Below are 23393 nucleotides of genomic sequence, written 5' to 3' on the forward strand. Positions count from 1 at the left end.
CCTCAGCGCAGCTTCAGGCCGCGCAGGAAGGCTGAAGCCTTCACCGACAGCGCCTCACCGGCGGCCACCAGTTCCGGGTGCTGCAGCGCCTCGCGGTTGTAAAGACATGCAGCGCCGGACCAGTCCGTCAGCCGTCCACCCGCTTCCTGCACCAAAAGATCGGCAGCCGCAAGATCCCAATCATGGGCATTGGCCCGCGCGGCGGCAAGGTCCACATCTCCGGCGGCCACCTTGGCGATGCGGTAGGCCAGCGAGCCGATGGTGCCGGAAGGCACGATGCCGCCCTCTTCGGCCGCCCGGTTGAGCAGGCCCTGAGGCCCCAACAGCGTTGCCCCCGTCAGGTCCTCACGCACACGTGCCGTCACCAGCCGCCCGTTGAGGCGGGTGCCGCAGCCCGTGACGGCGCTGAAAAGCTCGCCCCGCACCGGATTGAGCAGCACCGCCACCACAGGACGTCCGTCTTCAACAACCGCCAGCGAAATCGTCCACTCGTCCTTGCCGGCGAGAAAGGCCCGGGTGCCGTCGATCGGGTCCACCACGAAGACACGCGCCTTGCTGAGCCGGTCGGGTGTATCCGCCGTTTCCTCCGACAGCCAGCCATAATCCGGCCGGGCGGCGAGCAGCGTCTCGCGCAGATAGGCATCCGCCGCCATGTCGGCCTCGGAGACGGGCGAACTGCCCGCCTTCATCCAGGTCTGCGGATCGCGCCCGAAGAAGCCGAGGGTGATTTCCCCGGCCTTGCGGGCAGCCGCTTCCAGAAGCGCAAGATCCGCCAGAAGGCCAGCATCAGTTTCCGGCAATGGTCAGATCCTCGATGACGACAGAGGGCGTGGCGGTGGAATAGCGCGCATCCAGGTCATTGGCCGGGCGCATCCGGGCGAACATGTCCTTGAGGTTGCCCGCAATGGTGATCTCGCTGACCGCCTCGACGAGCTCGCCGTTTTCGAACCAGAAGCCGGACGCCCCGCGTGAGTAGTCACCCGTCACGCCATTGGCGCCATGGCCGATCAGATCCGTCACCAGCAGGCCGGAGCCGAGGGCGCGCATCATCTCCTCCGGGCTTTCCGTGCCCGGATGCAGCGTCAGGTTCGTGGCACCGGGCGAAGTGCCGGAACCGCCCCGGTGGGCACGGCCATTGGCAGCAAGGCCAAGCTCGCGCGCGGTTGCCCCGTCCAGGAACCAGTGCCGCAGGAAACCGTCCTCGATCATATCAAGTGGCAGCGCACCGGTGCCCTCGCCGTCGAAGGGGCGTGTGGCTGCGCCGCGCGGCTTGTGCGGATTGTCGCTGATGCGGATGCCCGGCGCGAAGACACGTTCGTTCATCCGGTCCTTCAGGAAGCTGGTGCCACGGGCAATGGCCGCGCCATTGATGGCTCCGGCCAGATGCCCCAGCAGGCTGCGCGCCGCACGCGCTTCATAAATCACATGCCCCTTGCGGGTGGACAGCTTCTTCGGATTGAGCCGCCGCACCGCCCGCTCGCCCGCGCGCTGGCCGATCAGAGCCGGGGCGTCCATATCGGCGAAGAATGTGCGGGAATCAAAGTCGAAATCACGCTCCATGGCCGTGCCCTCACCGGCCACCGCCGTCATGGACAGGCCAAAGCGGGAGCTGGTGTAGGAGCCGGTGAAGCCGTGGCTCGTCGCCAGTACCATGCCGCCCAGCCGCCAGGAGGCGCTCGCCCCGCCGGACCGGCTGACACCGGCAACGGACAGGCCTGCGGCCTCGGCAGCCAGCGCCATCTCTTTCAGTTCATCGGCGGACGGCTGATGCGTATCCAGAAGCTCCAGCTCCGGCAGCGTCTTCAGAAGACGCTCCTCTTCCGCAAGACCGGCATAAGGGTCCTCCGGCGCCACACGGGCCATGGCGACGGCGCGGGCAGCAAGGCCGTCCAGGTCCTGCAGCGTGTTGGCAGAGACGGAGGCGGTGCGCCTTCCCACGAAGACGCGCAGGGTGACGTCGTCGCCCTCGGCGCGCTCGGTTTCCTCGACCTTGCCTTCCCGCACCTCGACGCCCAGGGAAACACCTGTGATGGCCACCGCATCGCAGGCATCGGCGCCCGCACGGCGCGCAGCCTCCACAAGGCGCGCTGCCCGCTCTTCCAGTACCCGCTTGTCGACGAGATCGCTCATGGCTGGTCTTTTCTCCTTGTCATGCCCCTGTTTAAGGCGCGGGCGCACAGGCGGCAAGACCGGCGTGACCGCCGGGGCGGACAAGCAAAGTAAGTTTTTCCTTAAGTAACTGGTTAGTCTTTGATAACCCTGAATCAGATCATCTTTTCTTAACCACGCCTGTTAAGGCAATGCCCACCGGCTGCTGCGTAGATTGATGTCATTCACGAGGCCCACCGCAAAAACAAGGGCCCGATGGAGAGGCAATTGGGACGTCAGACAGCTATCGACGGAGCATTGGAGGCCGGGGCGGGCCGCGCAGAGCGGCTCGACCCGGCAACCCTCCCCGTCAGATTCGACACCACCATGAGCGCGCCGCCTGCTGCCGGCAGCGCCCGCGTCGCTGCCAGGGTCTATCTGGACCGTGACACCGCCATCATCAAGCGCCCGCTGGCCGGACTGCCGCTGACGCTGGTGGTTCCGCTGAATGTCTTTGAAGGCATTGCCGTGGAAATCCGCCCGGCGGGACTTCTTGGCACGCTGGTGGCGCGGCTCTTCCTGCGCCATCCGGACCCCGCTCTGTGCCTTACACTGCGCGAGGCGGACAATGCCGAGGATCTGGCCGAGGACTGGGCCGGCTGGGCTGAAGCGCTCAACCTGCCGCTTCAGATTGTGGAGCCGGACGGCAGCGTCTCGACCATTCAGGATGCGGCGCAGCCGCATTTCCCCGCAAGGTCCTGCCTGCGGCGCAAGGTTTATGCCCTCACCGGCCACCGCCCCCGCTTCCTGAACCGCCGCAAGCCGGGCCGTGGCCTTGCCTTGCAGCCGGTACATCGCGGCGAGCGCGAGATCATCGCGCGGCACTGAGTTCAGAAGTTCGGCAGAGCTTGCGGCAGAAAGCAGTCAGGCGGCCCGGGGCCGCCTCTTCTGTCTATGATCTTCTGTTTTCAGATCACCGGCTGCTTGTCACAGCGAAGCAAATTTTTTCGCACTCTACGCATTTGACCTAACGGATATTTTAGCATTTTCTGCGCTAGATCTGCCACCTTCCGGGCAGGAACAAGATCTTATGCAACTTGATGTAGTCACGCTTTCGACTGCTGTCACGCTCATGCTTTTGATGGGCGCAGGCATGCTGATGCTTGTGTTCCGCTTTTCTGTCAGAAGACCAAGCGCCCACGCCGACAGCGTCCGCTACTGGGCTGTTGCTCTTGGCCTGATGGGCGCTGGAATTTTCCTCGTGAGCCTGCGCGGACACATCCCGGACTTTTCGAGCATTGCAGCCGGCAATGGCATAATTCTGCTGGCGATGAGCTTGCGCCTCAGGGCCATCAAAATGTTCTGGAACAAGCATGAAAGCTGGATGGTGACGGCAGCGCCTGCCTCTCTCTGGACGTCCATGTGCCTTGTGCCTGTGTTTTACGACAACTTCCTGGCGCGCGTGGTTCTGGTCAACTCACTGGTCATTTTGCTCCTGCTCGCTTCGATCCAGGTCACCCGCAAGTACAATCACGACCGGTTGAGATCAGCGAAATGGCTTCGCGACAGCATGGCCTTCGAGGTCCTGTCGAAGATGGCCATGGCTCTCGGCTTCTCGCTCGCTGGGCTGGATAGCTTTGATGCTGCCCTCAGGTCTAACATGACGGCCATCTACCTTCTCACGCTCATCATCTCCACACTCGCGACCATCATCTCTGCCTTTGCGATGATCATCGAGAGGGAAGAACGGCTGCTGCGGGAACAGGCTCTGCGCGATCCGCTGACCGAGCTCTCCAACCGCCGCGCCTTTTTCGATGATGCAGGCCGCTGGCTGGAGAAGCATGCATTTGCCGGCAAGCCCTTTGCCGTGGCCCTGTTCGATCTGGACCACTTCAAGCAGGTGAACGACCTTCATGGGCATGCTGCCGGCGACGAAATGCTGACGATTTTTGCCGATGTTCTGCGCGAGAACACCCGCAAAGGCGACTTCGCGGCCCGGCTTGGCGGCGAGGAGTTTGCCGTCTTCCTGCCGGATACGGACATCCGCACACTTGAAGCGGTGGCTGACCGGCTGCGCTCTGACTTTGCCGAAAAGGCCTTGCGCAGATCAGGCGGTGCCATGCCCGTCACCGTCAGTGCAGGCATCGCCGCAGGCCGAAGCGGCGCCAATGGCCTGGAGCAGACGCTGGCCACCGCTGACCGTGGGCTTTATTCAGCCAAACGTGCGGGCAGAAACATGGTTCGCAACGGCCATGACAAACCCGTAACGGGCCAGCAAGAAGAGATGGAGGCGAACGCTTCCGTTATTCAGGTGCTGCATCTGCCCGTGGCATCTGCCGCCCAATAGCCATCACAAGCGGCTGACCAGCGCCTCCAGGCAGAGGCCTGCGAAGACAATCCAGCCATAGCGGTCATTGGAGCGGAAGAGCTTCAGGCACTGATCGCCATCATCGATATCCAGCACCACGATCTGCCAGAACAGATGCAGCGCGCCCAGCGCAATGCCGGCAAAGGCAAAGGGCCCCGCATCCGCAAGCGCCGCAGCAAGGGCAAAAAGCACCGTTGCGCCGGCATAAAGCACCACCAGCGCCGCTTTCGTCCAGGATCCGAACAGCCTTGCAGTGGAGCGAACACCCACCAGCGCATCGTCTTCCTTGTCCTGATGGGCGTAGATCGTGTCATAGCCGATCGTCCAGAGAATGCCGCCAGCATAAAGCAGGAAAGGCGCCGTATCGAGCTTGCCGAACAGGGCTGCCCAGCCCATCAGCGCGCCCCAGGAGAAGGCAAAGCCAAGGAACAGCTGCGGCCAGTTGGTGAAGCGTTTCATGAAGGGGTAGATGGCCACGACGAGCAGCGAGGCGAGGCCAAGCACGATCGTGAACAGGTTGAACTGGATCAGCACCAGCCCGCCCACCAGCGCCTGCAGCGCCATGAAGAGCTTGGCCTGTGCGCGGGTCACCTGTCCGGCGGGGATCGGCCGCGAGCGGGTGCGTTCCACCTGCGCGTCGATCTTCTCGTCCACAAGGTCGTTATAGGTGCAGCCTGCCCCGCGCATGGCCACCGCCCCGATGAGGAACAGCAGGATATGCCAAGGGTTGGGATAGGCATTTCCGGCCGCGACCGCCGCCAGCGCGGATGACCACAGGCACGGCCACAGCAGCAATTGCCAGCCGATGGGCCGCTCCCAGCGCGCAAGGCGCGCATAAGGCCGGGCCCAGGCGGGCAGTTTGGTGTCGACCCAGTGACGCTTCACAGCATCAGAAACCGGGCCCGTGTCGCGGGTGCCGAAAATCTTGAGACTCATGCTCCTTCGTTACCACGACCCTGCCGCTGCTGGCGAGCCCTTGGCAGCGGCCTGAAGCCTTACGTCCGCCATGTAACCGGATCTTCCAATCCCATTCCCGGCTGCCAGCCTCATCAAGCATGGGCAGTCATGGCCCCAGATCGTCTTCCTCGCCGATCTCCCGCTCATAGACCGTAAGCGGGCTGAGGCCAAAGCCTTCGGACAGGATCAATCCAGCTGCCACGGAATTCTGCGGCGCTGCGGCCTGGAAATGGCGGATGCCGAAATCGGCAAGATCGGCACAGGCCCCGCGCAGGAGACGGCGGCCCAGCCCGCGCCCGCGGGCCTGCGGGGCGATGTAGAACTCGCCGAAGAGCGCCAGACGGCCGGCCATTTCCACCGAATGACGGAAGAACGCAACGGCATAGCCCGCAGGCTGATCCCGGAAATTGGCGAGCCACGCCCGGCCCAGATTTGCATCCACCATCAGCATGCGCAGCGCGCTTTCCTGCGCCCGTGTCATTGGCAGCCCCGTTTCACCGCGCATGCGGCCCGCGAGTTCGACAATACGCGGCGCCGTGACAGCCGTTCCAAGCATCAGCGAAAAGCCGCCGGGCCGCATCATCGGGAGCTCTCCGGCGTCTCAGCGGATTGCCGCCCCCGGCCTGCCGTGCTAATCCGCGCCGCAACTCTGGAAGGCCCAGCGGCGATGCCGCGCAGACGTGAGAGCTTGCCCATGAATATTCTCCTCATCGGTTCCGGTGGCCGTGAACACGCCCTCGCCTATGCCATTGCCAAGTCGCCGCTCACCTCCCGGCTCTACGCTGCACCCGGCAACGCCGGTGTTGCGCAAGAGGCCGAACTCGTTGCTCTGGACGTTGCAGACCACGCTGCCGTGATTGCCTTCTGCAAGGAAAAGGCGATCGATTTCGTTGTCGTCGGCCCGGAAGGCCCGCTGGTGGAAGGCATCGTCGATGATCTGGCGGAGGCCGGCATCAAGGCCTTCGGCCCCTCGAAGGCCGCTGCCCAGCTGGAAGGCTCCAAGGGCTTCACCAAGGATCTGTGCGCCGAAGCCAATATTCCGACCGCTGCCTATGGCCGCTTTGCGGACAAGGACAAGGCGCTGGCCTATCTGCGCCAGCAGGGCGCGCCGATTGTCGTGAAGGCTGACGGGCTTGCCGCGGGCAAGGGCGTGGTCGTTGCCATGACGCTGGACGAGGCCGAAGCGGCAGTGAACGCCTGTTTCGACGGCAGCTTCGGCGCAGCCGGGGCGGAAGTGGTGATCGAGGAATTCCTCACCGGCGAGGAAGCCAGCTTCTTCGTGCTGTCCGACGGCAAGACAGCCCTGCCCCTCGTGGCTGCACAGGATCACAAGCGCGCCTTTGACGGCGACGAAGGCCCCAACACCGGCGGCATGGGCGCCTACACGCCCGCTCCAGTCGCCAGCGATGCCATCATCGCCCGCACCATGGAGGAGATCATCCTCCCGACCATCGAAACGCTGGCAAAGCGCGGCACCCCGTTCAAGGGCGTGCTTTTCGCAGGTCTCATGATCGGCGAGAATGGCCCGAAGCTGATCGAATACAACACCCGCTTCGGCGACCCGGAATGCCAGGTCATCACCCTGCGCCTCAAGGAAGATCTGCTGCCGCTGCTGATCGCCACCGCAGACGGCGCGCTGGACCAGCACACGGCCACCTGGAGCGATGACGTGGCCCTCACCGTCGTCATGGCCGCCAAGGGCTATCCGGGCGCCTACGAAAAGAACACCGAGATCCGTGGCCTTGAGGCTGCCGGCAAGGTGGAAGGTGTCAAAGTCTTCCACGCCGGCACCAAGGCTGATGGCGGGCGCATTCTGGCAACGGGCGGGCGCGTACTGAACGTTACCGCCACCGGCAAGACCGTCGCCGAAGCCCGCGAACGGGCCTACAAGGCCGTGGATCTGATCGACTGGCCCGAAGGCTTCTGCCGCCGCGACATCGCCTGGCGCGCCCTCTGAGAGCAGACAGCACGCATTGTTCTGAAGAAGCCCGGCACGGCATCCGCTGTGCCGGGCTTCTTGTTCTCGCAAGACCGCATCTCCCTTGCGCCCGCCCTGCGCTGCGGCCATCCTGCCGTCAGCACAGGAAGGAGCCGGATGATGACAGCACCCGAGGCAGATCTTTTTCCCGGATTTGACGCCAGAATGATGGAGGCTGGCGGTGTCCGGCTGTTCTGCCGTCTCGGCGGCTCAGGGCCAGCCCTGCTGCTGCTTCACGGCTTTCCGCAAAGCCATGTGATGTGGCACCGCATCGCGCCGGAGCTTGTGCGGCATTTCACACTGGTGATCCCGGATCTGCGCGGCTATGGCGCCAGCGATGCACCCGAAGGGGGTGCCAGCCTCTATTCCAAGCGGCAGATGGCGCAGGACGTGGCTCAACTGATGCGCGGCCTTGGCCACGAGCGCTTCATGGTCTGCGGCCATGACCGGGGCGCACGTGTCACCTACCGGCTGGCGCTGGATCATCCGGAAGCCGTCAGCCGCGCCGCCGTGCTGGATATTCTGCCCACCCATGACTACTGGGCCCGCATGGACCGGCAGTTCGCGCTCAAGGTCTACCACTGGGCCTTCCTTGCCCAGCCTGCACCCCTGCCCGAAACGTTGATCGGCGGCAGCCCGGACTATTACATCGATCACACCATGGCGAGCTGGACAGCCGCCAGAAGCCTTGCTGCCTTTGATCCGGCGGCGCTGGACTGTTACCGGCTCGCCTTCCGCCAGCCCGCCCGCATCCACGCCATGTGTCAGGACTACCGGGCAGGCGCCACGACTGATCTGGAGCATGACGGTGCCGACATCGCCGCAGGACGGCAGATCGCCTGCCCGCTGCTGACGCTTTGGGGCACGTCAGGCATTGCACCGGGCGCTGGCACGCCGCTGGATGTGTGGCGCCGCTGGGCACCGCAGGCGGAAGGCGAAGGCGTGACCGGCGGGCATTTTCTCGCCGAGGAGAACCCGGTTGGAACGCTGGCGGCCCTTCTGCCGTTTCTGCAGGGAGAATAAGCGGCCGGCGTTCCTGTCATTTTCCTGCCGGATAAATCACGCAAGACAGGCGCAACCCTGATACAGGAACATCTCCCCGCGCAGATGCAGGAAGCGAGTTTCAAGATGACCTACCCCCGGATCGGCCTTGCCCTTGGCGGCGGCGGAGCGCGCGGCATGTCCCATATCCCGGTGTTTCAGGCCTTTGACGATCTGGGCGTGAAGCCCTGCCACATCACCGGCTCATCCATCGGCGCGCTGCTGGGGGCCGGTTATGCGGCTGGCCTGTCAGGCACGGAACTGTATGACTATGCGCTTGAAACCTTCCGCCACCGCAACGCGCTGATTGCCCGCCTGTGGCAGCTGCGGCCCAAACGCTTCACCGATATGTTTAGCGGCGGGATTGCGCAGTTCGACCCGCTGAAGGTGGTCAATCTGTTTGCCGCAGATCTGATCCCGGATCATTTCGAGGATCTGAAGATCCCGCTGACGGTGCTGGCCACTGATTTCTACGGCTGCAGCGAGATTGACATCACCACAGGTCCGCTGCGCCCAGCCATCGCCGCCTCCATCGCCATCCCGGCCGTGTTCCGGGCGGTCGAAATGGGCGGCAAAGTGCTGATTGACGGCGGCATCGCCAATCCCCTGCCCTTTGACATTCTGCCTGCCGATTGCGAAATCACCGTTGCCGTCGATGTGGTGGGCGTGCCCGTGCCGCGCAAAACCCACCGGAATGCTCCGGCCACGCTGGATGCCCTGTTCGGCTCGTCCCAGATCCTGATGCGTACAATTACTGCAGAAAAACTCAAGCAAAAGCGGCCGGATATACTTGTGCGGCCAGCCGTCGACGACATACGCGTTCTCGACTTCATGAAGACCCGGATGGTGCTCGAATCCGCAGAGCCGCTACGTGAGTTTGTGAAAGTCCGGCTCTCAAAACTGCTCGAAAAAGCGGCGTAAACCGCAAAATTGCGCGGCTTCCGTGTATTCGTCCGGTGTTATGATATCTTTTCATGCCATTATTTGACGCAGAATGCCAAATTAACCATTGTTTAATATGCGCGATTGAGAATTTCTCCTGTATCCAGAAGGAGAAACCGCATGACCCGCGTTGCATCCCGGTCCTTGGATGAGGACACCTGCCCGGTCTCGGAAGAGACCTTCCAGCACCTTATGCACCTGAACGCAGCCTCGGCCGCAAGCGCCGCCGGAGATCTGCCGGAAGAGCAGAAAGCCCGGCTTGCCGTATTCTGCTACCGCAAGGCGCATCTGCGGCCCATCGGGCTGATGATCGCAGCAGGCTGCAGCCTGCGCGCGCTGCTCGACGAAGCCGGTCATGCCGGTGAAATTCTTTACCGCCAGTCCCGCGAGATGCAGGCCAGCCTGCCTTGCGACAAGTTCCAGCCTCAGCGCGGTGCAAGGCCGCCGGTAACTCTCTGTGTAATCAAGGGGTAAGGTCTTTCCTCCCGCCTGCCCCCGCCTCGCGCCGCTCCGTCTTCCCCCAGCCAAGACATCCGGAGCGGCGCTTTTTCTTTGTCCGCCTGCCGGGCTCTGACGCAAAAGTGAGCTTGCCTGACGGACGATCTGGCCTACGCTCTTTCCATCACCGCATCAGGACGGGGTGCGCCATGGTCAGGGATAGTTCCGAAAGCCACCGCAGATCTGCAAGTCTCAGGCAAGCTGCCGGACAGCTCCACGCCGCATGGCGGCAACTCCGGTCCTCCCTGTGGCGCGCAGCCCCGCTTCTGGCAGGCCTCAGCCTTGCCACTCCGGCTGCCGCCAGCTGCCAGTTGATCGCCTCCGGCCCGCAAGCGCCTCAGACCAGCGGCTGGGTGCTGCCCTCCGGCATAAAGGTCGCCAGCGCGTCGCCTGACCTTGCGCTGCAGCTGGCGCAGGCAGCTTCCCTGGCTCAGGACGAGGTGGGCCTGCGCTACATCGGTCATTCGACCTTTGAAATCACCAGCCCCAAGGGCGTGCGCATCGCAACGGACTACAACGACCGGGAAAAACCGGCGCTGCCGCCGCGCGTTGCGACCATGAACAACGCCCATTCCACGCACTTCACGCTCAACCCGGACCCGTCCATCGAGCATGTGCTCACGGGCTGGAACCCGGAAGGTGGCCCCATCCATCACGACATCCGTGTCGAAGACGTGCGCATCCGCAACCTGCCGACCAACGCCCGCGGCTGGGACGGGGAAACGCGCGCCTTCGGCAATTCCATCTTCATCTTCGAACTGGCGGACCTGTGCATTGCCCACCTCGGTCACCTGCATCACCAGCTGACGCCGGATGATCTGGCCACGCTCGGCCGGATCGACGTGGTGCTGGCACCCGTGGACAATGCCGCCACCCTGCGCCTCGACAGCCTGATGGCCGTTCTGGACGGCATCAAGCCAACCGTGGTCGTGCCCATGCATTTTCACTTCACCGGCGCGCTGGAGCGCTTCCTCGCACGGGCTGCAAGCGATGGCTGGGCCGTGACGCCCTACCCGACCTCCTCTGCCGTTCTCTCCCGCAAGCTGCAGCCGGAGCAGCGAACAGTCATGGTGATGATGCCGGGCGGCGGGTAGTACCCCTTAATCCTCCCGGCGGCTGCGGAAGAAATCCTTCAGCAGCTGAGACGCCTCGGCTTCGGCAAAGCCGGAATAGACCTCCGGCGCGTGGTGGCAGGTGGGGCTGGCGTAGAAGCGCACGCCATGATCCACAGCGCCGCCCTTCTCATCCCCCGCCCCGTAGTAGAGCCGGCGGATGCGGGCGAAGGAGATGGCGCCTGCACACATGGGGCACGGCTCCAGCGTGACATAGAGATCGCACCCCGGCAGCCGCTGGGAGGCAAGTGCCTCGCAGGCCATGCGGATGACCAGCACCTCGGCATGGGCCGTGGGATCATTGAGTTCCAGCGTGCGGTTGCCCGCCCTTGCCAGAACCTCGCCCTGACACACCAGCACGGCGCCCACCGGCACTTCACCGCGCGAGGCGGCCAGACGCGCCTCTTCCAGTGCCAGATCCATGAAGGACCGGACGGGGGCGTTGCGCTCTGTTGCCTTGGGTGGGTTCATGTCCGGTTACGCTGCTATCTGCCTGTCTTTCTGGTGCTTTTAGAGCAAAGCAAGCCGCGCGTCAGCCGCTCCGTCGCCTGAGGCGTTTGCCAAGAGCTGCGAATTTTGTGCGGCAGCCGCATTTGCTTGATTCCTAAACCGTGCAAGCTCTGCTATGAGGCGGCCATGACCGGCAATAAAACTCCTTCCCGGCCCCGCGGCAATCGCCCCGGCGGCCCGTCGCGCCGTAACGATGGCGCAGGCTCTTCCTCTTCCGGACGCGGCGGCAACCGCGCGCCCGGCAAAGGCTTTTCTGGCCCCCGCTCTTCCGGCCCCCGCTTCGGTGGCAAGAGCGGCCCCCAAGGCGACCGTCAGGGTGACCGCCCAGATAACCGCCAGGACAACCGTCAGGGCCGCGAAGGCGGCTTTGACGAGCGCGGGCACGGCCCGCGTGGCGGCCAGCGCGGCGACCGCAATGACGGTGCCCCGCGCGGCGAGCGTCCGCAGCGTGACGGCTGGGCTCCCCGTGGCGGCGACCGCCCGCAGCAGCGTGACGGCTGGGCCCCCCGTGGCGGCGACCGCCCGCAGCAGCGTGATGGCTGGGCCCCGCGTGGCGGCGACCGCCCGCAGCAGCGTGATGGCTGGGCTCCCCGTGGCGGCGACCGCCCCTATCGTGATGACCGCCCGATGCGCAACGACCGGCCCAAGCGCGCAGACAGCAAGCCTGCGCCCAAGCGCCAGGCGGCTCCCAAGCCGCAGGCCGTGCGCGTTGCGCCCGAAGTGTCGTCCCATGACGGCGAGCGTATCGCCAAGGTGATGGCCCGCGCCGGGCTGTGCTCGCGCCGCGATGCGGAAGTGTGGATCACGAACGGCCGCGTCAGCGTCAACGGCACCGTGCTGACCACTCCGGCCATCACCGTGACGGAAGACGATATCATTCTGGTGGATGGCGAGCCGCTGCCGCAGAAGGAGCGCACCCGCCTGTGGCTCTATCACAAGCCGCGCGGCCTGGTGACGACCAACTTCGACCCGGAAGGCCGTCCGACCGTCTTCGAGAAGCTGCCCGAGGACCTGCCGCGCGTAGTGTCCGTCGGCCGCCTCGACATCAACACCGAAGGCCTGCTGCTGCTGACCAATGACGGCGGCCTTGCCCGTGTGCTGGAACTGCCTGCCACCGGCTGGCTGCGCCGCTACCGCGTGCGTGCCTTTGGCGAGATCACGCAAGACCAGCTGAACGCGCTGGCCGATGGCGTTGCCATTGACGGCGTGCTTTACGGCGGCATCGAAGCGGTTCTGGACAAGACGCAGGGCGACAACGTCTGGCTGACGCTGGGCCTGCGCGAGGGCAAGAACCGCGAAGTCAAGCGCGTGCTGGAGCATCTGGGCCTGTCGGTCAACCGGCTGATCCGTCTCTCCTTCGGCCCGTTTCAGCTTCTCGACCTGCCCGAAGGTGAGGCCCGCGAGATCAAGGGCCGCGTGCTGCGTGACCAGCTGGGCGACAAGCTGGCGGAAGCCGCAGGGGCCGACTTTGAAGCTCCGGTGCTGACCCAGGCCGCTCCGAAGGAAGAGCCGAAAAAGAAGAAGCCGCAGCAGCAGGGTCCCAAGACCCGTGGCGAGTGGATGACCGCACGTGACGGCGCACAAGCCGTGAACCGCCCCAAGGGCCCGCGCAGGCCGCGCCCTGAAGGCGGCGAGCGCAGCTTTGGCGCCAAAGACGGTGGCCGTGATGGCAACCGGGAGGGTGGCAAGCGTGAAGGCGGTGAGAGCCAGCGTCCGCAGAAGGTCTCCCCGCGCAGCCGCTTCCGCCTGACGCGCGAGCCTTCCGTCCGCAAGGCTGAAGACGAGCGTCCGCAGCGCACGCCCCGCCCCCGCCGCATCTGGGGGGCAGAGGGCCTGGTTGAGGACAAGCAGCAGGAACAGCGCACCGGCCGTGACCGCAAGCCCGCCTTCCGTGACCCGGATGACCGGCCGATCCGTCCGCGCGAGCGTTCCGAGCGGCCCGAGCGTCCGGAGCGGCGCGAGCGCCCCGAAGGCGGCAACCGTTTCGAACGCCCCGCAGGCGGCAGCCGTTTCGAACGCAGTGACCGGCCTGAGCGTGGCCAGCGCGACGATCGCGGTCCCCGTCCGGACCACGGCAACCGGCCTGACCGTGGAAACCGGCCCGTGCGCAGCGGCCCCGGCGGGCCGAAGCGCGGCGGTGGCGGCGGCTTCAAGCCCCGTTCGCGCGGCTAAGAGGACCGGTTATGCGCATCGTTGCCGGACGGTTCAAGGGCGCAAGCCTTGCCACGCCGAAGTCGGACGCCACGCGCCCGACTTCCGACCGGCTGCGCGAAACCATCTTCAACATCCTGCTGCATGGCGTCGGCGCGGATCTTGAGGGCGCACGGGTGCTGGATCTGTTTGCCGGCACCGGCGCCCTCGGCTTCGAGGCCATCAGCCGTGGTGCAAAACACGCCACCTTCGTTGAGGAAGGCGCGGATGCGCGCGGCGTGATCCGCCGCAACATGGAAGCCTTCGGCCTCAACGGCGCCGCCAAGATCCTGCGCCGGGATGCCACGAAACTGGGTGCAGCCGGAACAATCGAGCCGTTTGACCTGCTCTTCGCCGATCCGCCCTATGACAAGGGCCTCGGCGAACTGGCCCTGGCCTCTGCCCGCGAAGGCGGCTGGCTGGCCGGTGGCGCCATCTGCATTCTGGAAGAACGGGCCAGCAACACGGTCACGCTTCCGGCTGGCTTCGAGCTTCTCGACCAGCGCACAAGCGGCGACAGTCAGGTGCTTTTCGCGCGCTGCATGCCGCGCTGATCCCCTTTTCAGGCTAAAGGCTGCGGTTTTGCGGTCACGGCATCCTGATGCGGGGACGGGTGCGCTTCAGCACGCGCCCCAGCCGCAGCGGAGCCTTGTCCTCCAGCTTCATGAAGATACCGTTCAGGCGCAGCGACCGCCGCCGCAGGCGTCTCAGCAGGCGGATGGCCCAGGGGCTGGCAGCAAGCACCATGAAGAGGCTCAGGGCGATGAGAGGAAGCCCGGTTGGCAGCGGCAGGGGCAATGTCACAAGCCCCGCGAGCAGGACCGGAAGTGCGGCCAGCCAGACAATGCTTTTCATACGGATCTGAAGTCTCCCGGCACTCCGCCGCAGCGCCCTCGCCGAAGCCGGCGGATTCCCTGCCTCCCACTTGATTGCCACGCGTCCAAGACAAGCGCGTGACGGGCGCGTGACGGGCGCATGATGGGCAATCAGCTCAGTCTCCTGCCCGGGACCGGCCGGCCCGCTCTCCCCTGCCTGCTGCGGAAAACGATCAACCACGGGAGGCGCACGCCCCTTAGTCATATGGTCAAAAACAAGGCAGACAACACCTTACTTGACTGCCAAAGCTTTCATCCATTTGCATTTTTCACAATCAGAATGCAGCCCTGTAAACAGGCGCGTGTCTTTTTTGCATCTACCCGATTAAATAAGTAAATCTCATTGTTCTGCCGATTTTCTTTTTTTCAAGCCGGCGTATCATCTTGGTATCGAACACCGACTCACCAGCCGCCTTTGGGGCGGGGAGCTGGCTCTTTGGGAAGGATCTCTGAATGCGCAGTGCACGACTGATTTCTGCAATGACACTTCTGGCTGCCTCTTCTGCTGGCGTCCTTGCAGCCGATCTCCCGGTTGCTCCCGAGCCGGTTGATTACGTCCGCGTCTGTGATGCTTTCGGCACCGGCTTCTTCTATATCCCCGGCACCGAAACCTGCCTGCGCGTCGAAGGACGTGTCCGCGCCGAGTATCGCTTTGACAATTTCGGCGACAGTGACAATGCCTGGGATGACCGCACGGACTTCAGCACCTACACGCGTGCCCGTGGCACCATCCGTTTGGATGCGCGCACCAACAGCGAATACGGCCTCGTCCGCGCCTACATTAACACCTACTTCGAAAACAATTCGAACAACGGCACCGGCACCTCCACCACGCTCGAGCACGCCTTCGTCCAGTTCGGCAACTTCACCTTCGGCCGCACCGCGTCCATGTATGACTTCTGGACGGGCTACTCCTACGGCAACTTCCAGACCCAGTACACCGATGTGCGCAACTGGGTTGCCGCCTATACGGCATCGCTGGGCAATGGCCTGAGCGCGACCGTTTCGATCGAGGATGGCACCGTCCGCCGCTGGGGCATCAACGGCAGCGCCTACGCCGGACATCGTCTGCCGGATCTGGTCGCTAACCTGCGCCTTGATCAGGCCTGGGGCTCCGCACAGGTCATGGGTGCCCTCCACGAGGCACGCGCAGTTACCGCTGGTTCCGACAGCAAGGTTGGCTACGCCGTCGGCGCCGGTGTGCAGATCAACGTTCCCTACTTCGCTCAGGGTGACGCCTTTGCGCTGCAGGCCATGTATGGCGATGGTGCATCGGGCTATGTGCTCGACTCCTGGGATGCGTCGATCTCTGACGCAACGCTGACCGGTGCTGCACTCAAGACCACCAAGGCCTGGGGCATTGGCGCTGGTTTCCTGCATAACTTCAGCGAGCAGTGGGATGCCAACATTGAAGGCGGCTACTACTCCGCCGATGCAGCTGGCACTGCCAACGACTTCAAGCAGTGGGGCGCCAACTTCAACGTCAACTGGAAGCCGGTTTCCGACTTTTCCATCGGCACCGAATTCGCCTACCGCAGCTTCGACTACAACCGTAGCTCGGGCCGCCGTGACCGCGACGAGTTCTACACCACGATCCGCGTCGAGCGCGTGTTCTGATGATGAAGCTCTGTGGCATGGTGCACCTGCGCCATGCCACGTTCTGACACAGTCCCTCCCAGGACGAGACCAGAGGGCCGCCACCGTGCGGCCCTCTTCTTTATGAAGCAGGTCCAGACCCGAACCGGATCGCTACTTCCGGCCGAACAGCCTTTCGATGTCTGAGAGTTTCAGCTCGATCCATGTCGGCCGTCCGTGGTTGCACTGGCCGGAAAGCGGTGTTGCTTCCATCTCGCGCAGCAATGCATCCATCTCTTCCGGACGCATGCGGCGGCCGGCGCGGATGGAGCCATGGCAGGCCATCGTCGCCGCCACGTGATCGAGCTTTTCCTTGAGGCCTGACGCCGTTTCCCACTCGGTCAGTTCATCCGCCAGATCCTGCACCAGCGCCCGGATGTTCAGCGACTTCAGCATGGCAGGTGTTTCCCGCACGGCGATGGCGCCGGGGCCGAAGGGCTCCAGCACAAGCCCGGCAGCCTCCAGTTCATCCGCATGTTCGGCCAGCCGGTGCACGTCTTCTTCCGGCAACTCGACGATTTCCGGGATCAGCAGCATCTGGCGCGGCACGTCACGGGCAGCCAGCATTTCCTTCAGCCGCTCATAGACCAGCCGCTCATGTGCGGCATGCTGATCAACGATGACAACGCCGTCCATGGTCTGCGAGATGATGTAGGTCTCGTGCACCTGCGCCCGGGCTGCGCCAAGCGGGCGTTGCATGTTCTCCTGGCCGGCCGGCTCGCTATGCGCCCGCGCATCGGCGGAGGGCATGACGATGTCAGCCAGTGCTGCCTGAGCAGCTTCGGCAAAGCCCGCCTCATCTGCCGGAGCGGTGCCATCTTCTGATGGCCGGTAGGCGGAGCTGCGCCAGTCCCAGCCGCCTTGCGCCGCTGAAGGGCCCGCAGCAGGGCGCCAGCCAGCGATGCCGCTGCGCGGACTTCCGCCATAATTGCCCTGATAGGCGGCAGAGCGCTGAGCATCACTTCCGGCCGCTTCGCCCATGCCCGGCGCCATGCCGGTCCGCAGAGCCTCCATGGCTGCAGCGGCATTTGAGGTGGACGACCGGTGGCCTGCCATCACCAGAGACTGCTTGATCGACCCGACGAGCAGTCCACGCACCAGTTGCCCGTCACGGAAGCGCACGTCGGCCTTGGCAGGATGCACATTCACATCCACCAGAGCCGGGTCCAGATCGATATAAAGCACCACGACCGGATGCCGGTCACGGGCCAGCACATCCGCATAGGCGCCGCGCAGGCCCGACAGCAGCAGCTTGTCGCGCACCGGGCGGCCGTTGACATAGAAGAACTGCTGCTGTGCCGTGCCCTTGTTGTAGGTGGGAAGACCGGCAAAACCGGTCAGGCGCACGCCCTCCCGCTCTGCCGTGATCTCCATGGCATTGTCGAGAAACCCCTTGCCCAGCAACTGCGCCAGCCGCGCCATGCGCGGATCCTCGCCGCGCGCAGCTGGCCAGCTTTGCGCGGTCCGGTCCGAGCCGGACAGCTGGAAACCTACCTCCGGATAGGCCAGCGCGATGCGGCGGACCACATCCGTCACAGCGGCGGCTTCCGCCTTGTCGGTCTTGAGGAATTTCAGGCGGGCGGGCGTGGCAAAGAAGAGATCGCGCACTTCCACCTGCGTGCCCTTGTGCCGGGCAGCCGGATGCACATCGCTCTCCGTTCCGCCCTCCACCTCGATGCGCCAAGCATGAGGCTCCTGCGCATGGCGGGTGGTAATGCCCAGCCTTGCGATGGAGCCGATGGAGGGCAGAGCCTCACCCCGGAATCCGAGGGTGCGGATGTCGAACAGGTCTTCCTCATGCAGTTTCGACGTACAATGGCGGCGCACGGCCAGCGCCAGATCGGCGGCCGTCATGCCAAGGCCATCGTCGGAGACGCGCATCAGCGTCTTGCCGCCTGCCGCCGTCACGATGTCGATGCTGGAGGCGCCCGCATCGACCGCATTCTCCACCAGTTCCTTGATCACGCTGGCGGGCCGTTCGATAACCTCGCCTGCCGCGATACGGTTGATCACCGCCTCGCCCAGTTGTCTGACTGCCATCTGCCCGTCCTGTGGCGCCTGCCTGCTGATGCCTGATTGAAGCGCCTGTTATGCCCGGTTTCTCCCGCGCGCGGCTTCGTATATTGTCCGCCAGCCTGCGCGGGACAACGTCCCGATTCCCGCCAATGTTACCAGATCAGCCCGGAAGAGGCCCCCATGAACGCAACAGCCCCCCTGCTCATCCCCGGCCTCGGTGCCATTGCGCCTGATTACAGGGGCATTCTCAGCGATGTCTGGGGCGTGCTGCACAATGGTGTCGCCGCCTTTCCGGCCGCTCATGAGGCGCTGACCCGCTTCCGCCAGGAGCAGCGTGGCACGGTGGTGCTCATCACCAATGCGCCCCGCCCGTCAGAGCCCATCCACGAGCAGCTGGCACTGCTTGGCGTTCCGCGCCATGCCTATGATGATATCGTCACCTCCGGTGATGTGACACGCCACCTGCTGGCCAGCAGCACAGAGCGCAAGCTGTTCCACATCGGGCCGGAGCGGGATCTTTCCCTCTATGACGGCACCGGGCTTGAGATTGTGAGCGAGACGGATGCCAATCTGATCAGCTGCACAGGCCTCTTTGATGATGAAACCGAAACCCCGGACGATTACCGCGACCAGTTGACAGCGCTTGCCGCACGCGGGCTGCTGATGGTCTGCGCGAACCCGGATATCGTGGTGGAGCGCGGTGACAAGCTGATCTGGTGCGCCGGTGCCCTTGCGCGCCTTTATGAAGATCTGGGCGGCCGCGTCACCCAGCCGGGCAAGCCGCACAAGCCGATCTATGATGCAGCGCTTGCCCGCCTGCAGCAGATCCAGGGTGCGGACTTCGACCGTTCGAAGGTGCTGGCCATCGGCGACGGCCTGCCGACGGACATTCGCGGCGCAGACGCCCAGAATCTGGACGTGCTGTTCATCACCGGCGGCATCCATGCCTCGGACTTCGGCCCGGCCGATACGCCGGATGAAGCCCTGATCCGCCGCCGTCTCGCCGAAGAGGGCTTCTCCGCCCGCGCCGCGCTGCCGCGCCTCAGCTGGTAAGCCTTTGAAACGCAAAGGGCCGCAGCTTCACCGCTGCGGCCCTTCTTGAATTCGTAAGACAGGCGGACGTCAGCCGAACAGCTTGTCGATGTCGTCCTGAGAACCGCCGCCATTCATCATGGCGTCGATATCATCCTGCGAGACGCCTTCGCCAGCCATCTGAGGGCCGTGCAGGATCAGCTCGCGCTTGCGGCGGTCGGCTTCGGTTTCTTCGGCCGCGGGTTCCATCGTTTCCACGATGCGCAGCTTTTCAACGAAGGCGGAGACGCGCTGGTCGATGTAGTTGAGGGTGCCCACAACCTTGGAAATGCGCTGGCCGGTGATGTCCTGGAAGGCACAGGCCTCGAAGATCTCGATCATCTTGTTGTTGACGAGTTCCTGATAGGCCAAGCCATCCGACGTGTCGGCGCCCATGATTTCTTCGGCAGCCGTCATGATCGTGTGCGTTGCCGATTCGGTCGCCTCGACGATGGCATCGAGTTCGCGCCCGGCATCGGGAATCTTCTGCTGCTTCATGTCGTTGGCACGCAGCGCGGTGATCTCTTCCTTCATCCGCGTGATTTCGCCGGCGATTGCCTTCAGTTCGCCCGTCACCGCCGGCTGCACCGCCAGCAGGAAGTCGTGCATGGAGCCGCTCATCACCTCAGCAAGCTGCATGACGTCATTCAGGCCAACTTCCCCGTCACGGCTTTTGTTTTTTTCCAAAAACTCGATGACACGGACCACATTCTCTTTAGTCATTGTGGCCATTGTTCAGCCCTCCGTTTTGCATAGCCAGCAACGATCACCCGTTCTGCTGCCAAGAACAGGCCCAGCGCCCTGCGCCACATGCCGGAGTGCCATCCGGACCATGACAGACGTGAGAGGATCGGCTGACCGGTCACTCAGGCGGACGTGGCTGCGAGAGGAGCAGCGCAGTCCGCCGGGGTGAGCGAATTCTGTCAGTCCGCGAAGACTGCTTCGATCTTGCCCTTCAGCGTCTGCGCGTTGAACGGCTTCACGATGTAGTTGTTCACGCCGGCCTTCTTGGCGGCGATCACGTTTTCGGTCTTGGACTCAGCAGTCACCATGATGAACGGCGTCTTGGAGAGACTGGCGTCAGCACGAACCTGCTTGAGAAGCTCGTAACCGGTCATCGGTTCCATGTTCCAGTCGGAGATGACCAGGCCATACTTGCGCTGCTTCATCTTCTCCAGGGCTTCCGTACCATCGGCTGCATCGTCGATATCTTCAAAACCAAGCTGCTTCAGCAGGTTCCGGATAATCCGGATCATGGTCTTGTAATCATCGACCACCAGGACCGGCATCGAAAGGTCAAGGGCCATTGTCTACTCCATACTGTCAATTACAGGGCCCACCCTCTGGGCCGGAAATGACGAGATCTGACGTTCAGGAGGAAGACACGACTGTCGTGTTCCCACCTCCCCATACTTGGGCAATCTAAGCGGTTCCCCTGAAAAGACCGTTAATAGCGCCAGCCATTTTCTTCCCCCAAAGGCGTATTGTGCCCGAGCACTCTGCCCCATAGCGTGCGTACCGGTATTTAAGGGCACGTTTCTGGTATTGGGAGGGAAAAATGCTTGAGCTGCGTCAGCTTTGCTACGAGGACCTGAGCGAGGGCATGAGCGAGACTCTGACGAAGCACGTGAGCGCATCTGATATTGTCGGTTTTGCCGAGGTGTCCGGTGATCGCAATCCAATCCACTTGTCTGAGCATTTTGCCGCACGCACGCCCTTCCGGACGCGCATCGCCCATGGGCTTTATACTGCGAGCCTTATCTCAGCCTTGCTTGGCACGCGTCTTCCCGGCCCCGGCGCGATCTATCTGTCGCAGACCCTGAACTTCAAGGCACCGGTGCGGATCGGTGATGATGTGACGGTGGAGGTGAAGGTCGCGGAGCTTCTGCCCAAGGGCAACCGGGCCCGTCTGTCCTGCATCTGCCGCGTCGGGGAGACAGTGGTTCTGGAAGGTGAAGCCATGGTCAAGGTCCCTGCCCGGGGGACCGAACGGGACTTTCCCGGCCACCAGAGTTGAGGGGGCAGACAGCACGGGCAGTGGCCAATGCGCGCTTGACGAGAGGCCATGAAAACGGCAGGGTCCGGCAAATCCTGACAAGGGCGGCGCCCCGTGTCAGGCCGCAAGTTTCATGTCTGCTGCAGATCCGCCCGCAGTCCAGCCCGCAGGTTCTCATCTCTGATGACCGTTACGCCTTTCTCAGTTGTCGAGGATCTGGCCTCGTTACCGGCGCACCTCAAGGGCAGCGCCGTTGCCATTGGCAACTTCGATGGTGTGCACAGGGGCCACAGGGCCGTGCTGCAGGCGGCGATTGATGAAGCACACGGCCATGGCCGGCCGGTCATTGCCATGACGTTCGAGCCGCATCCGCGCTCGGTTTTCACGCCGCATGTGCCACTCTTCCGCCTGACGCCCGCCCACGTGAAGGCGGAAGTCATGGAAGCGCTTGGGCTCGACGGATTGATCGTTCTGCCTTTCACCCGCGATTTCGCCAGCCTTGAGGCAGAGCGTTTCGTCGAGGAGATCCTGATCGGCGCCCTCGGCATCCGCCACGCGGTCACTGGCTATGATTTCCATTTCGGCAAGGGCCGGGCCGGCACGCCGGATTTCCTGCGTGCCTCAGGCGAAAAGCACGGCTTCGGCGTCACCATCGTTGCGGCGGAGAATGACGAGAGCGGCGAGGTCATTTCCTCTTCCCGCATCCGGGCTGCCCTTGCAGAGGGCGATCTGGCACTGGCCAACGGCCTGCTTGGCTACCGCTGGTTTGCCGAGGCAGAGGTGCGCCATGGCGAAAAGCGCGGCCGCGATCTCGGCTATCCCACCGCGAACCTGCGCCTTGCCGATGACTGCACGCTGAAGCACGGCATCTATGCGGTGCGGGTGGAAGTGGACGGCCAGCGTCATGATGGGGTTGCCAGCTTTGGCCGCCGCCCGACCTTCGACAACGGCGCGCCGCTGCTGGAAGTGTTCCTGTTCGATTTCTCCGGTGACCTTTATGGCAAGACGCTGCGGGTGCGATTCGTCTCCTACCTGCGGCCCGAAGAGCGCTTTGACAGCATCGAGGCGCTGATTGCGCAGATGGACCAGGACAGCGCCGAAGCACGCGCCGCCCTTGCCAGCATCCAGCCCCTGTCGGCCCTCGATCTGGCGCTTGGCGCCGTGCCCCTGTCATGACGGGCGCATCCTCGCCTGCCAGCCGGATCTCAAGCAAGGCGGATATCCTGCAGGGCATCCTGCTGATGACGCTGGCGATGATCATCGTGCCGGGCATGGATACGGTCGCAAAGTACCTGTCTGCCACGGTCGCGCCGCTGCTTATCGGCTTCGGTCGTTTCTTCTTCCAGGCGGTTTTTACCCTGCTCGGCGCATTGATCATGACAGGGGGCCTGCGCACCCTGATGCCCAAGCGCTGGGGCGTCAACATGCTGCGCGGCATCTTTCTGGCGGGCGCCACCTTCGCCTTCTTCACGGCGCTCAAGGTGATGCCGGTCGCCGATGCCATTGCCATCTTCTTCATCCAGCCGATGGTGCTGACTGCTCTTTCCGCGATCTTTCTGAAGGAGCAAGTCGGCCCGCGCCGTTGGGCCGCCGTGGTGGTGGGGCTGATCGGGGCGATCATGATCATCCGCCCGGGCTTTGATGCCTTTGGCGCGGCCGCGCTGCTGCCGATGGTGACCGCCTGCCTGTTTGCGCTCTACCTGCTGACGACCCGCATTCTGGCAGGTGAGGACAGCATGCTGTCCATGCAGTTCACGACCTCGCTGGGAGGCGGAGTGACGCTGGCCATCGTCATTGCGGTTATTGCCGCTTTTGGCGCGGAGACGACGGGCATTGTGGCGGCCATGCCCAACAGCATCGAAATGTCGCTGCTCTTTGCCATCGGTGCCATTTCCTTTGTCTCGCACGGGTTGATCGTGAAGGCATTGGCGCTGGCGCCAGCGTCGGTCATTGCCCCGTTCAACTATCTGGAAATCGTCAGCGCCACCCTGTTCGGCTTTCTGGTCTTCGGCGATTTTCCCGATCTGATGACCTGGGCCGGCATCGCGCTGATCGTTGCCAGCGGCATCTACATTGCCCACCGGGAACGCATCCGCCACGAAGGCTGAGCAAGACT

23 protein-coding genes are annotated in these 23393 nt (G+C 63.9%); 14 read left to right on the top strand and 9 right to left on the bottom strand.

Annotated features, from left to right (window positions below; translation table 11 throughout):
- Window positions 1-2 precede the first annotated feature (2 nt).
- Both H163_RS0103330 and H163_RS0103335 read right to left on the bottom strand, forming a co-directional pair.
- Complete coding sequence (locus H163_RS0103330; protein WP_019963127.1) at window positions 3-800, bottom strand: 3'(2'),5'-bisphosphate nucleotidase CysQ; 798 nt, start codon at window positions 798-800, stop codon at window positions 3-5.
- Window positions 787-2130, bottom strand: a complete 1344-nt coding sequence (locus H163_RS0103335; RefSeq protein WP_019963128.1) for a TldD/PmbA family protein — start codon at window positions 2128-2130, stop codon at window positions 787-789. Before H163_RS0103335 ends, H163_RS0103330 begins: the two co-directional genes overlap by 14 nt.
- Before the next feature lie 246 nt (window positions 2131-2376).
- Here H163_RS0103335 and H163_RS0103340 point away from each other — a divergent pair, with 246 nt between their 5' ends.
- Together H163_RS0103340 and H163_RS23575 are read left to right on the top strand one after the other, a co-directional pair.
- A complete protein-coding gene (locus tag H163_RS0103340; RefSeq protein WP_208975296.1) occupies window positions 2377-2976 on the top strand; it encodes a DUF6101 family protein in 600 nt (199 codons plus the stop codon).
- A 202-nt stretch (window positions 2977-3178) separates the two neighbouring features.
- On the top strand, window positions 3179-4435 hold the full coding sequence (locus H163_RS23575; protein ID WP_051105306.1) for a GGDEF domain-containing protein: 1257 nt from the start codon (window positions 3179-3181) through the stop codon (window positions 4433-4435).
- Window positions 4436-4438: 3 nt separating this feature from the next.
- On the opposite strand, the gene ubiA is transcribed toward H163_RS23575, so the two are convergent.
- Both ubiA and H163_RS0103355 read right to left on the bottom strand, forming a co-directional pair.
- Window positions 4439-5392: a 4-hydroxybenzoate octaprenyltransferase gene (gene ubiA / locus H163_RS0103350; protein ID WP_019963131.1), complete on the bottom strand. Its 954-nt coding sequence runs from the start codon at window positions 5390-5392 to the stop codon at window positions 4439-4441.
- Between the two features lie 127 nt (window positions 5393-5519).
- Complete coding sequence (locus H163_RS0103355) at window positions 5520-5996, bottom strand: GNAT family N-acetyltransferase (RefSeq protein WP_019963132.1); 477 nt, start codon at window positions 5994-5996, stop codon at window positions 5520-5522.
- Window positions 5997-6107: 111 nt separating this feature from the next.
- Here H163_RS0103355 and purD point away from each other — a divergent pair, with 111 nt between their 5' ends.
- From purD to H163_RS0103380, 5 genes are all read left to right on the top strand, one after another.
- Window positions 6108-7370 carry a phosphoribosylamine--glycine ligase gene (purD, locus tag H163_RS0103360; protein WP_019963133.1) on the top strand — a complete coding sequence of 421 codons (1263 nt, stop codon included), beginning with the start codon at window positions 6108-6110 and terminating at the stop codon, window positions 7368-7370.
- A 141-nt stretch (window positions 7371-7511) separates the two neighbouring features.
- On the top strand, window positions 7512-8414 hold the full coding sequence (locus H163_RS0103365; protein WP_208975297.1) for an alpha/beta fold hydrolase: 903 nt from the start codon (window positions 7512-7514) through the stop codon (window positions 8412-8414).
- A 105-nt stretch (window positions 8415-8519) separates the two neighbouring features.
- Entirely contained in the window at window positions 8520-9353 is an 834-nt protein-coding gene (locus tag H163_RS0103370) for a patatin-like phospholipase family protein (protein ID WP_040678052.1), read from the top strand.
- A 141-nt stretch (window positions 9354-9494) separates the two neighbouring features.
- Window positions 9495-9848: a hypothetical protein gene (locus tag H163_RS0103375; RefSeq protein ID WP_019963136.1), complete on the top strand. Its 354-nt coding sequence runs from the start codon at window positions 9495-9497 to the stop codon at window positions 9846-9848.
- Window positions 9849-10021: 173 nt separating this feature from the next.
- Window positions 10022-10966: an MBL fold metallo-hydrolase gene (locus H163_RS0103380; protein WP_081625949.1), complete on the top strand. Its 945-nt coding sequence runs from the start codon at window positions 10022-10024 to the stop codon at window positions 10964-10966.
- A gap of 6 nt (window positions 10967-10972) precedes the next feature.
- Here H163_RS0103380 and H163_RS0103385 read toward each other — a convergent pair whose 3' ends face one another.
- The gene (locus H163_RS0103385; protein ID WP_115336400.1) at window positions 10973-11455 is read right to left on the bottom strand and encodes a nucleoside deaminase; all 483 of its coding nucleotides are present in this window, start codon (window positions 11453-11455) and stop codon (window positions 10973-10975) included.
- 666 nt (window positions 11456-12121) lie between these two features.
- On the opposite strand from H163_RS0103385, the gene H163_RS22100 reads away from it, so the two are divergent.
- Both H163_RS22100 and rsmD read left to right on the top strand, forming a co-directional pair.
- Window positions 12122-13666 carry a pseudouridine synthase gene (locus tag H163_RS22100; RefSeq protein ID WP_051105318.1) on the top strand — a complete coding sequence of 515 codons (1545 nt, stop codon included), beginning with the start codon at window positions 12122-12124 and terminating at the stop codon, window positions 13664-13666.
- Window positions 13667-13677: 11 nt separating this feature from the next.
- A complete protein-coding gene (rsmD, locus tag H163_RS0103395; protein WP_019963140.1) occupies window positions 13678-14238 on the top strand; it encodes a 16S rRNA (guanine(966)-N(2))-methyltransferase RsmD in 561 nt (186 codons plus the stop codon).
- Window positions 14239-14272: 34 nt separating this feature from the next.
- Here the strand turns inward: rsmD and H163_RS0103400 are convergent, their stop codons facing one another.
- Window positions 14273-14539, bottom strand: coding sequence for a hypothetical protein (locus H163_RS0103400; RefSeq protein ID WP_019963141.1), 267 nt, complete (start codon window positions 14537-14539; stop codon window positions 14273-14275).
- Between the two features lie 473 nt (window positions 14540-15012).
- On the opposite strand from H163_RS0103400, the gene H163_RS0103405 reads away from it, so the two are divergent.
- Entirely contained in the window at window positions 15013-16176 is a 1164-nt protein-coding gene (locus tag H163_RS0103405) for a porin (RefSeq protein WP_026355402.1), read from the top strand.
- 132 nt (window positions 16177-16308) lie between these two features.
- Here the strand turns inward: H163_RS0103405 and mutL are convergent, their stop codons facing one another.
- A complete protein-coding gene (gene mutL / locus H163_RS0103410) occupies window positions 16309-18234 on the bottom strand; it encodes a DNA mismatch repair endonuclease MutL (RefSeq protein ID WP_019963143.1) in 1926 nt (641 codons plus the stop codon).
- Window positions 18235-18390: 156 nt separating this feature from the next.
- Between mutL and H163_RS0103415 the strand changes: the two genes are divergently transcribed.
- Window positions 18391-19263: a TIGR01459 family HAD-type hydrolase gene (locus H163_RS0103415; RefSeq protein ID WP_019963144.1), complete on the top strand. Its 873-nt coding sequence runs from the start codon at window positions 18391-18393 to the stop codon at window positions 19261-19263.
- 69 nt (window positions 19264-19332) lie between these two features.
- Here the strand turns inward: H163_RS0103415 and H163_RS0103420 are convergent, their stop codons facing one another.
- On the bottom strand, window positions 19333-19920 hold the full coding sequence (locus H163_RS0103420) for a protein phosphatase CheZ (protein WP_208975298.1): 588 nt from the start codon (window positions 19918-19920) through the stop codon (window positions 19333-19335).
- 284 nt (window positions 19921-20204) lie between these two features.
- Complete coding sequence (locus tag H163_RS0103425) at window positions 20205-20588, bottom strand: response regulator (protein ID WP_019963146.1); 384 nt, start codon at window positions 20586-20588, stop codon at window positions 20205-20207.
- A 251-nt stretch (window positions 20589-20839) separates the two neighbouring features.
- Between H163_RS0103425 and H163_RS0103430 the strand changes: the two genes are divergently transcribed.
- The 3 genes from H163_RS0103430 to H163_RS0103440 all read left to right on the top strand — a co-directional run bounded on the left by H163_RS0103430 (window position 20840) and on the right by H163_RS0103440 (window position 23385).
- On the top strand, window positions 20840-21298 hold the full coding sequence (locus H163_RS0103430) for a MaoC family dehydratase (RefSeq protein WP_019963147.1): 459 nt from the start codon (window positions 20840-20842) through the stop codon (window positions 21296-21298).
- A gap of 162 nt (window positions 21299-21460) precedes the next feature.
- The gene (locus tag H163_RS0103435; RefSeq protein ID WP_019963148.1) at window positions 21461-22453 is read left to right on the top strand and encodes a bifunctional riboflavin kinase/FAD synthetase; all 993 of its coding nucleotides are present in this window, start codon (window positions 21461-21463) and stop codon (window positions 22451-22453) included.
- Complete coding sequence (locus tag H163_RS0103440; protein ID WP_019963149.1) at window positions 22450-23385, top strand: DMT family transporter; 936 nt, start codon at window positions 22450-22452, stop codon at window positions 23383-23385. Before H163_RS0103435 ends, H163_RS0103440 begins: the two co-directional genes overlap by 4 nt.
- Window positions 23386-23393 lie beyond the last annotated feature (8 nt).

The sequence above is a fragment of the Pannonibacter phragmitetus DSM 14782 genome (genome assembly GCF_000382365.1).
GTDB lineage: Bacteria > Pseudomonadota > Alphaproteobacteria > Rhizobiales > Stappiaceae > Pannonibacter > Pannonibacter phragmitetus.

What these genes read in the sequence shown, in the direction of transcription:
- H163_RS0103335 (WP_019963128.1), bottom strand. Translation starts at nt 2,130, where the DNA reads ATGAGCGATCTCGTCGACAAGCGGGTACTGGAAGAGCGGGCAGCGCGC.
- H163_RS23575 (WP_051105306.1), top strand. Translation starts at nt 3,179, where the DNA reads ATGCAACTTGATGTAGTCACGCTTTCGACTGCTGTCACGCTCATGCTT.
- ubiA (WP_019963131.1), bottom strand. Translation starts at nt 5,392, where the DNA reads ATGAGTCTCAAGATTTTCGGCACCCGCGACACGGGCCCGGTTTCTGAT.
- H163_RS0103355 (WP_019963132.1), bottom strand. Translation starts at nt 5,996, where the DNA reads ATGATGCGGCCCGGCGGCTTTTCGCTGATGCTTGGAACGGCTGTCACG.
- purD (WP_019963133.1), top strand. Translation starts at nt 6,108, where the DNA reads ATGAATATTCTCCTCATCGGTTCCGGTGGCCGTGAACACGCCCTCGCC.
- H163_RS0103365 (WP_208975297.1), top strand. Translation starts at nt 7,512, where the DNA reads ATGACAGCACCCGAGGCAGATCTTTTTCCCGGATTTGACGCCAGAATG.
- H163_RS0103370 (WP_040678052.1), top strand. Translation starts at nt 8,520, where the DNA reads ATGACCTACCCCCGGATCGGCCTTGCCCTTGGCGGCGGCGGAGCGCGC.
- H163_RS0103375 (WP_019963136.1), top strand. Translation starts at nt 9,495, where the DNA reads ATGACCCGCGTTGCATCCCGGTCCTTGGATGAGGACACCTGCCCGGTC.
- H163_RS0103380 (WP_081625949.1), top strand. Translation starts at nt 10,022, where the DNA reads ATGGTCAGGGATAGTTCCGAAAGCCACCGCAGATCTGCAAGTCTCAGG.
- H163_RS0103385 (WP_115336400.1), bottom strand. Translation starts at nt 11,455, where the DNA reads ATGAACCCACCCAAGGCAACAGAGCGCAACGCCCCCGTCCGGTCCTTC.
- H163_RS22100 (WP_051105318.1), top strand. Translation starts at nt 12,122, where the DNA reads ATGCGCAACGACCGGCCCAAGCGCGCAGACAGCAAGCCTGCGCCCAAG.
- rsmD (WP_019963140.1), top strand. Translation starts at nt 13,678, where the DNA reads ATGCGCATCGTTGCCGGACGGTTCAAGGGCGCAAGCCTTGCCACGCCG.
- H163_RS0103400 (WP_019963141.1), bottom strand. Translation starts at nt 14,539, where the DNA reads ATGAAAAGCATTGTCTGGCTGGCCGCACTTCCGGTCCTGCTCGCGGGG.
- H163_RS0103405 (WP_026355402.1), top strand. Translation starts at nt 15,013, where the DNA reads ATGCGCAGTGCACGACTGATTTCTGCAATGACACTTCTGGCTGCCTCT.
- mutL (WP_019963143.1), bottom strand. Translation starts at nt 18,234, where the DNA reads ATGGCAGTCAGACAACTGGGCGAGGCGGTGATCAACCGTATCGCGGCA.
- H163_RS0103415 (WP_019963144.1), top strand. Translation starts at nt 18,391, where the DNA reads ATGAACGCAACAGCCCCCCTGCTCATCCCCGGCCTCGGTGCCATTGCG.
- H163_RS0103420 (WP_208975298.1), bottom strand. Translation starts at nt 19,920, where the DNA reads ATGCAGCTTGCTGAGGTGATGAGCGGCTCCATGCACGACTTCCTGCTG.
- H163_RS0103425 (WP_019963146.1), bottom strand. Translation starts at nt 20,588, where the DNA reads ATGGCCCTTGACCTTTCGATGCCGGTCCTGGTGGTCGATGATTACAAG.
- H163_RS0103430 (WP_019963147.1), top strand. Translation starts at nt 20,840, where the DNA reads ATGCTTGAGCTGCGTCAGCTTTGCTACGAGGACCTGAGCGAGGGCATG.
- H163_RS0103435 (WP_019963148.1), top strand. Translation starts at nt 21,461, where the DNA reads ATGACCGTTACGCCTTTCTCAGTTGTCGAGGATCTGGCCTCGTTACCG.
- H163_RS0103440 (WP_019963149.1), top strand. Translation starts at nt 22,450, where the DNA reads ATGACGGGCGCATCCTCGCCTGCCAGCCGGATCTCAAGCAAGGCGGAT.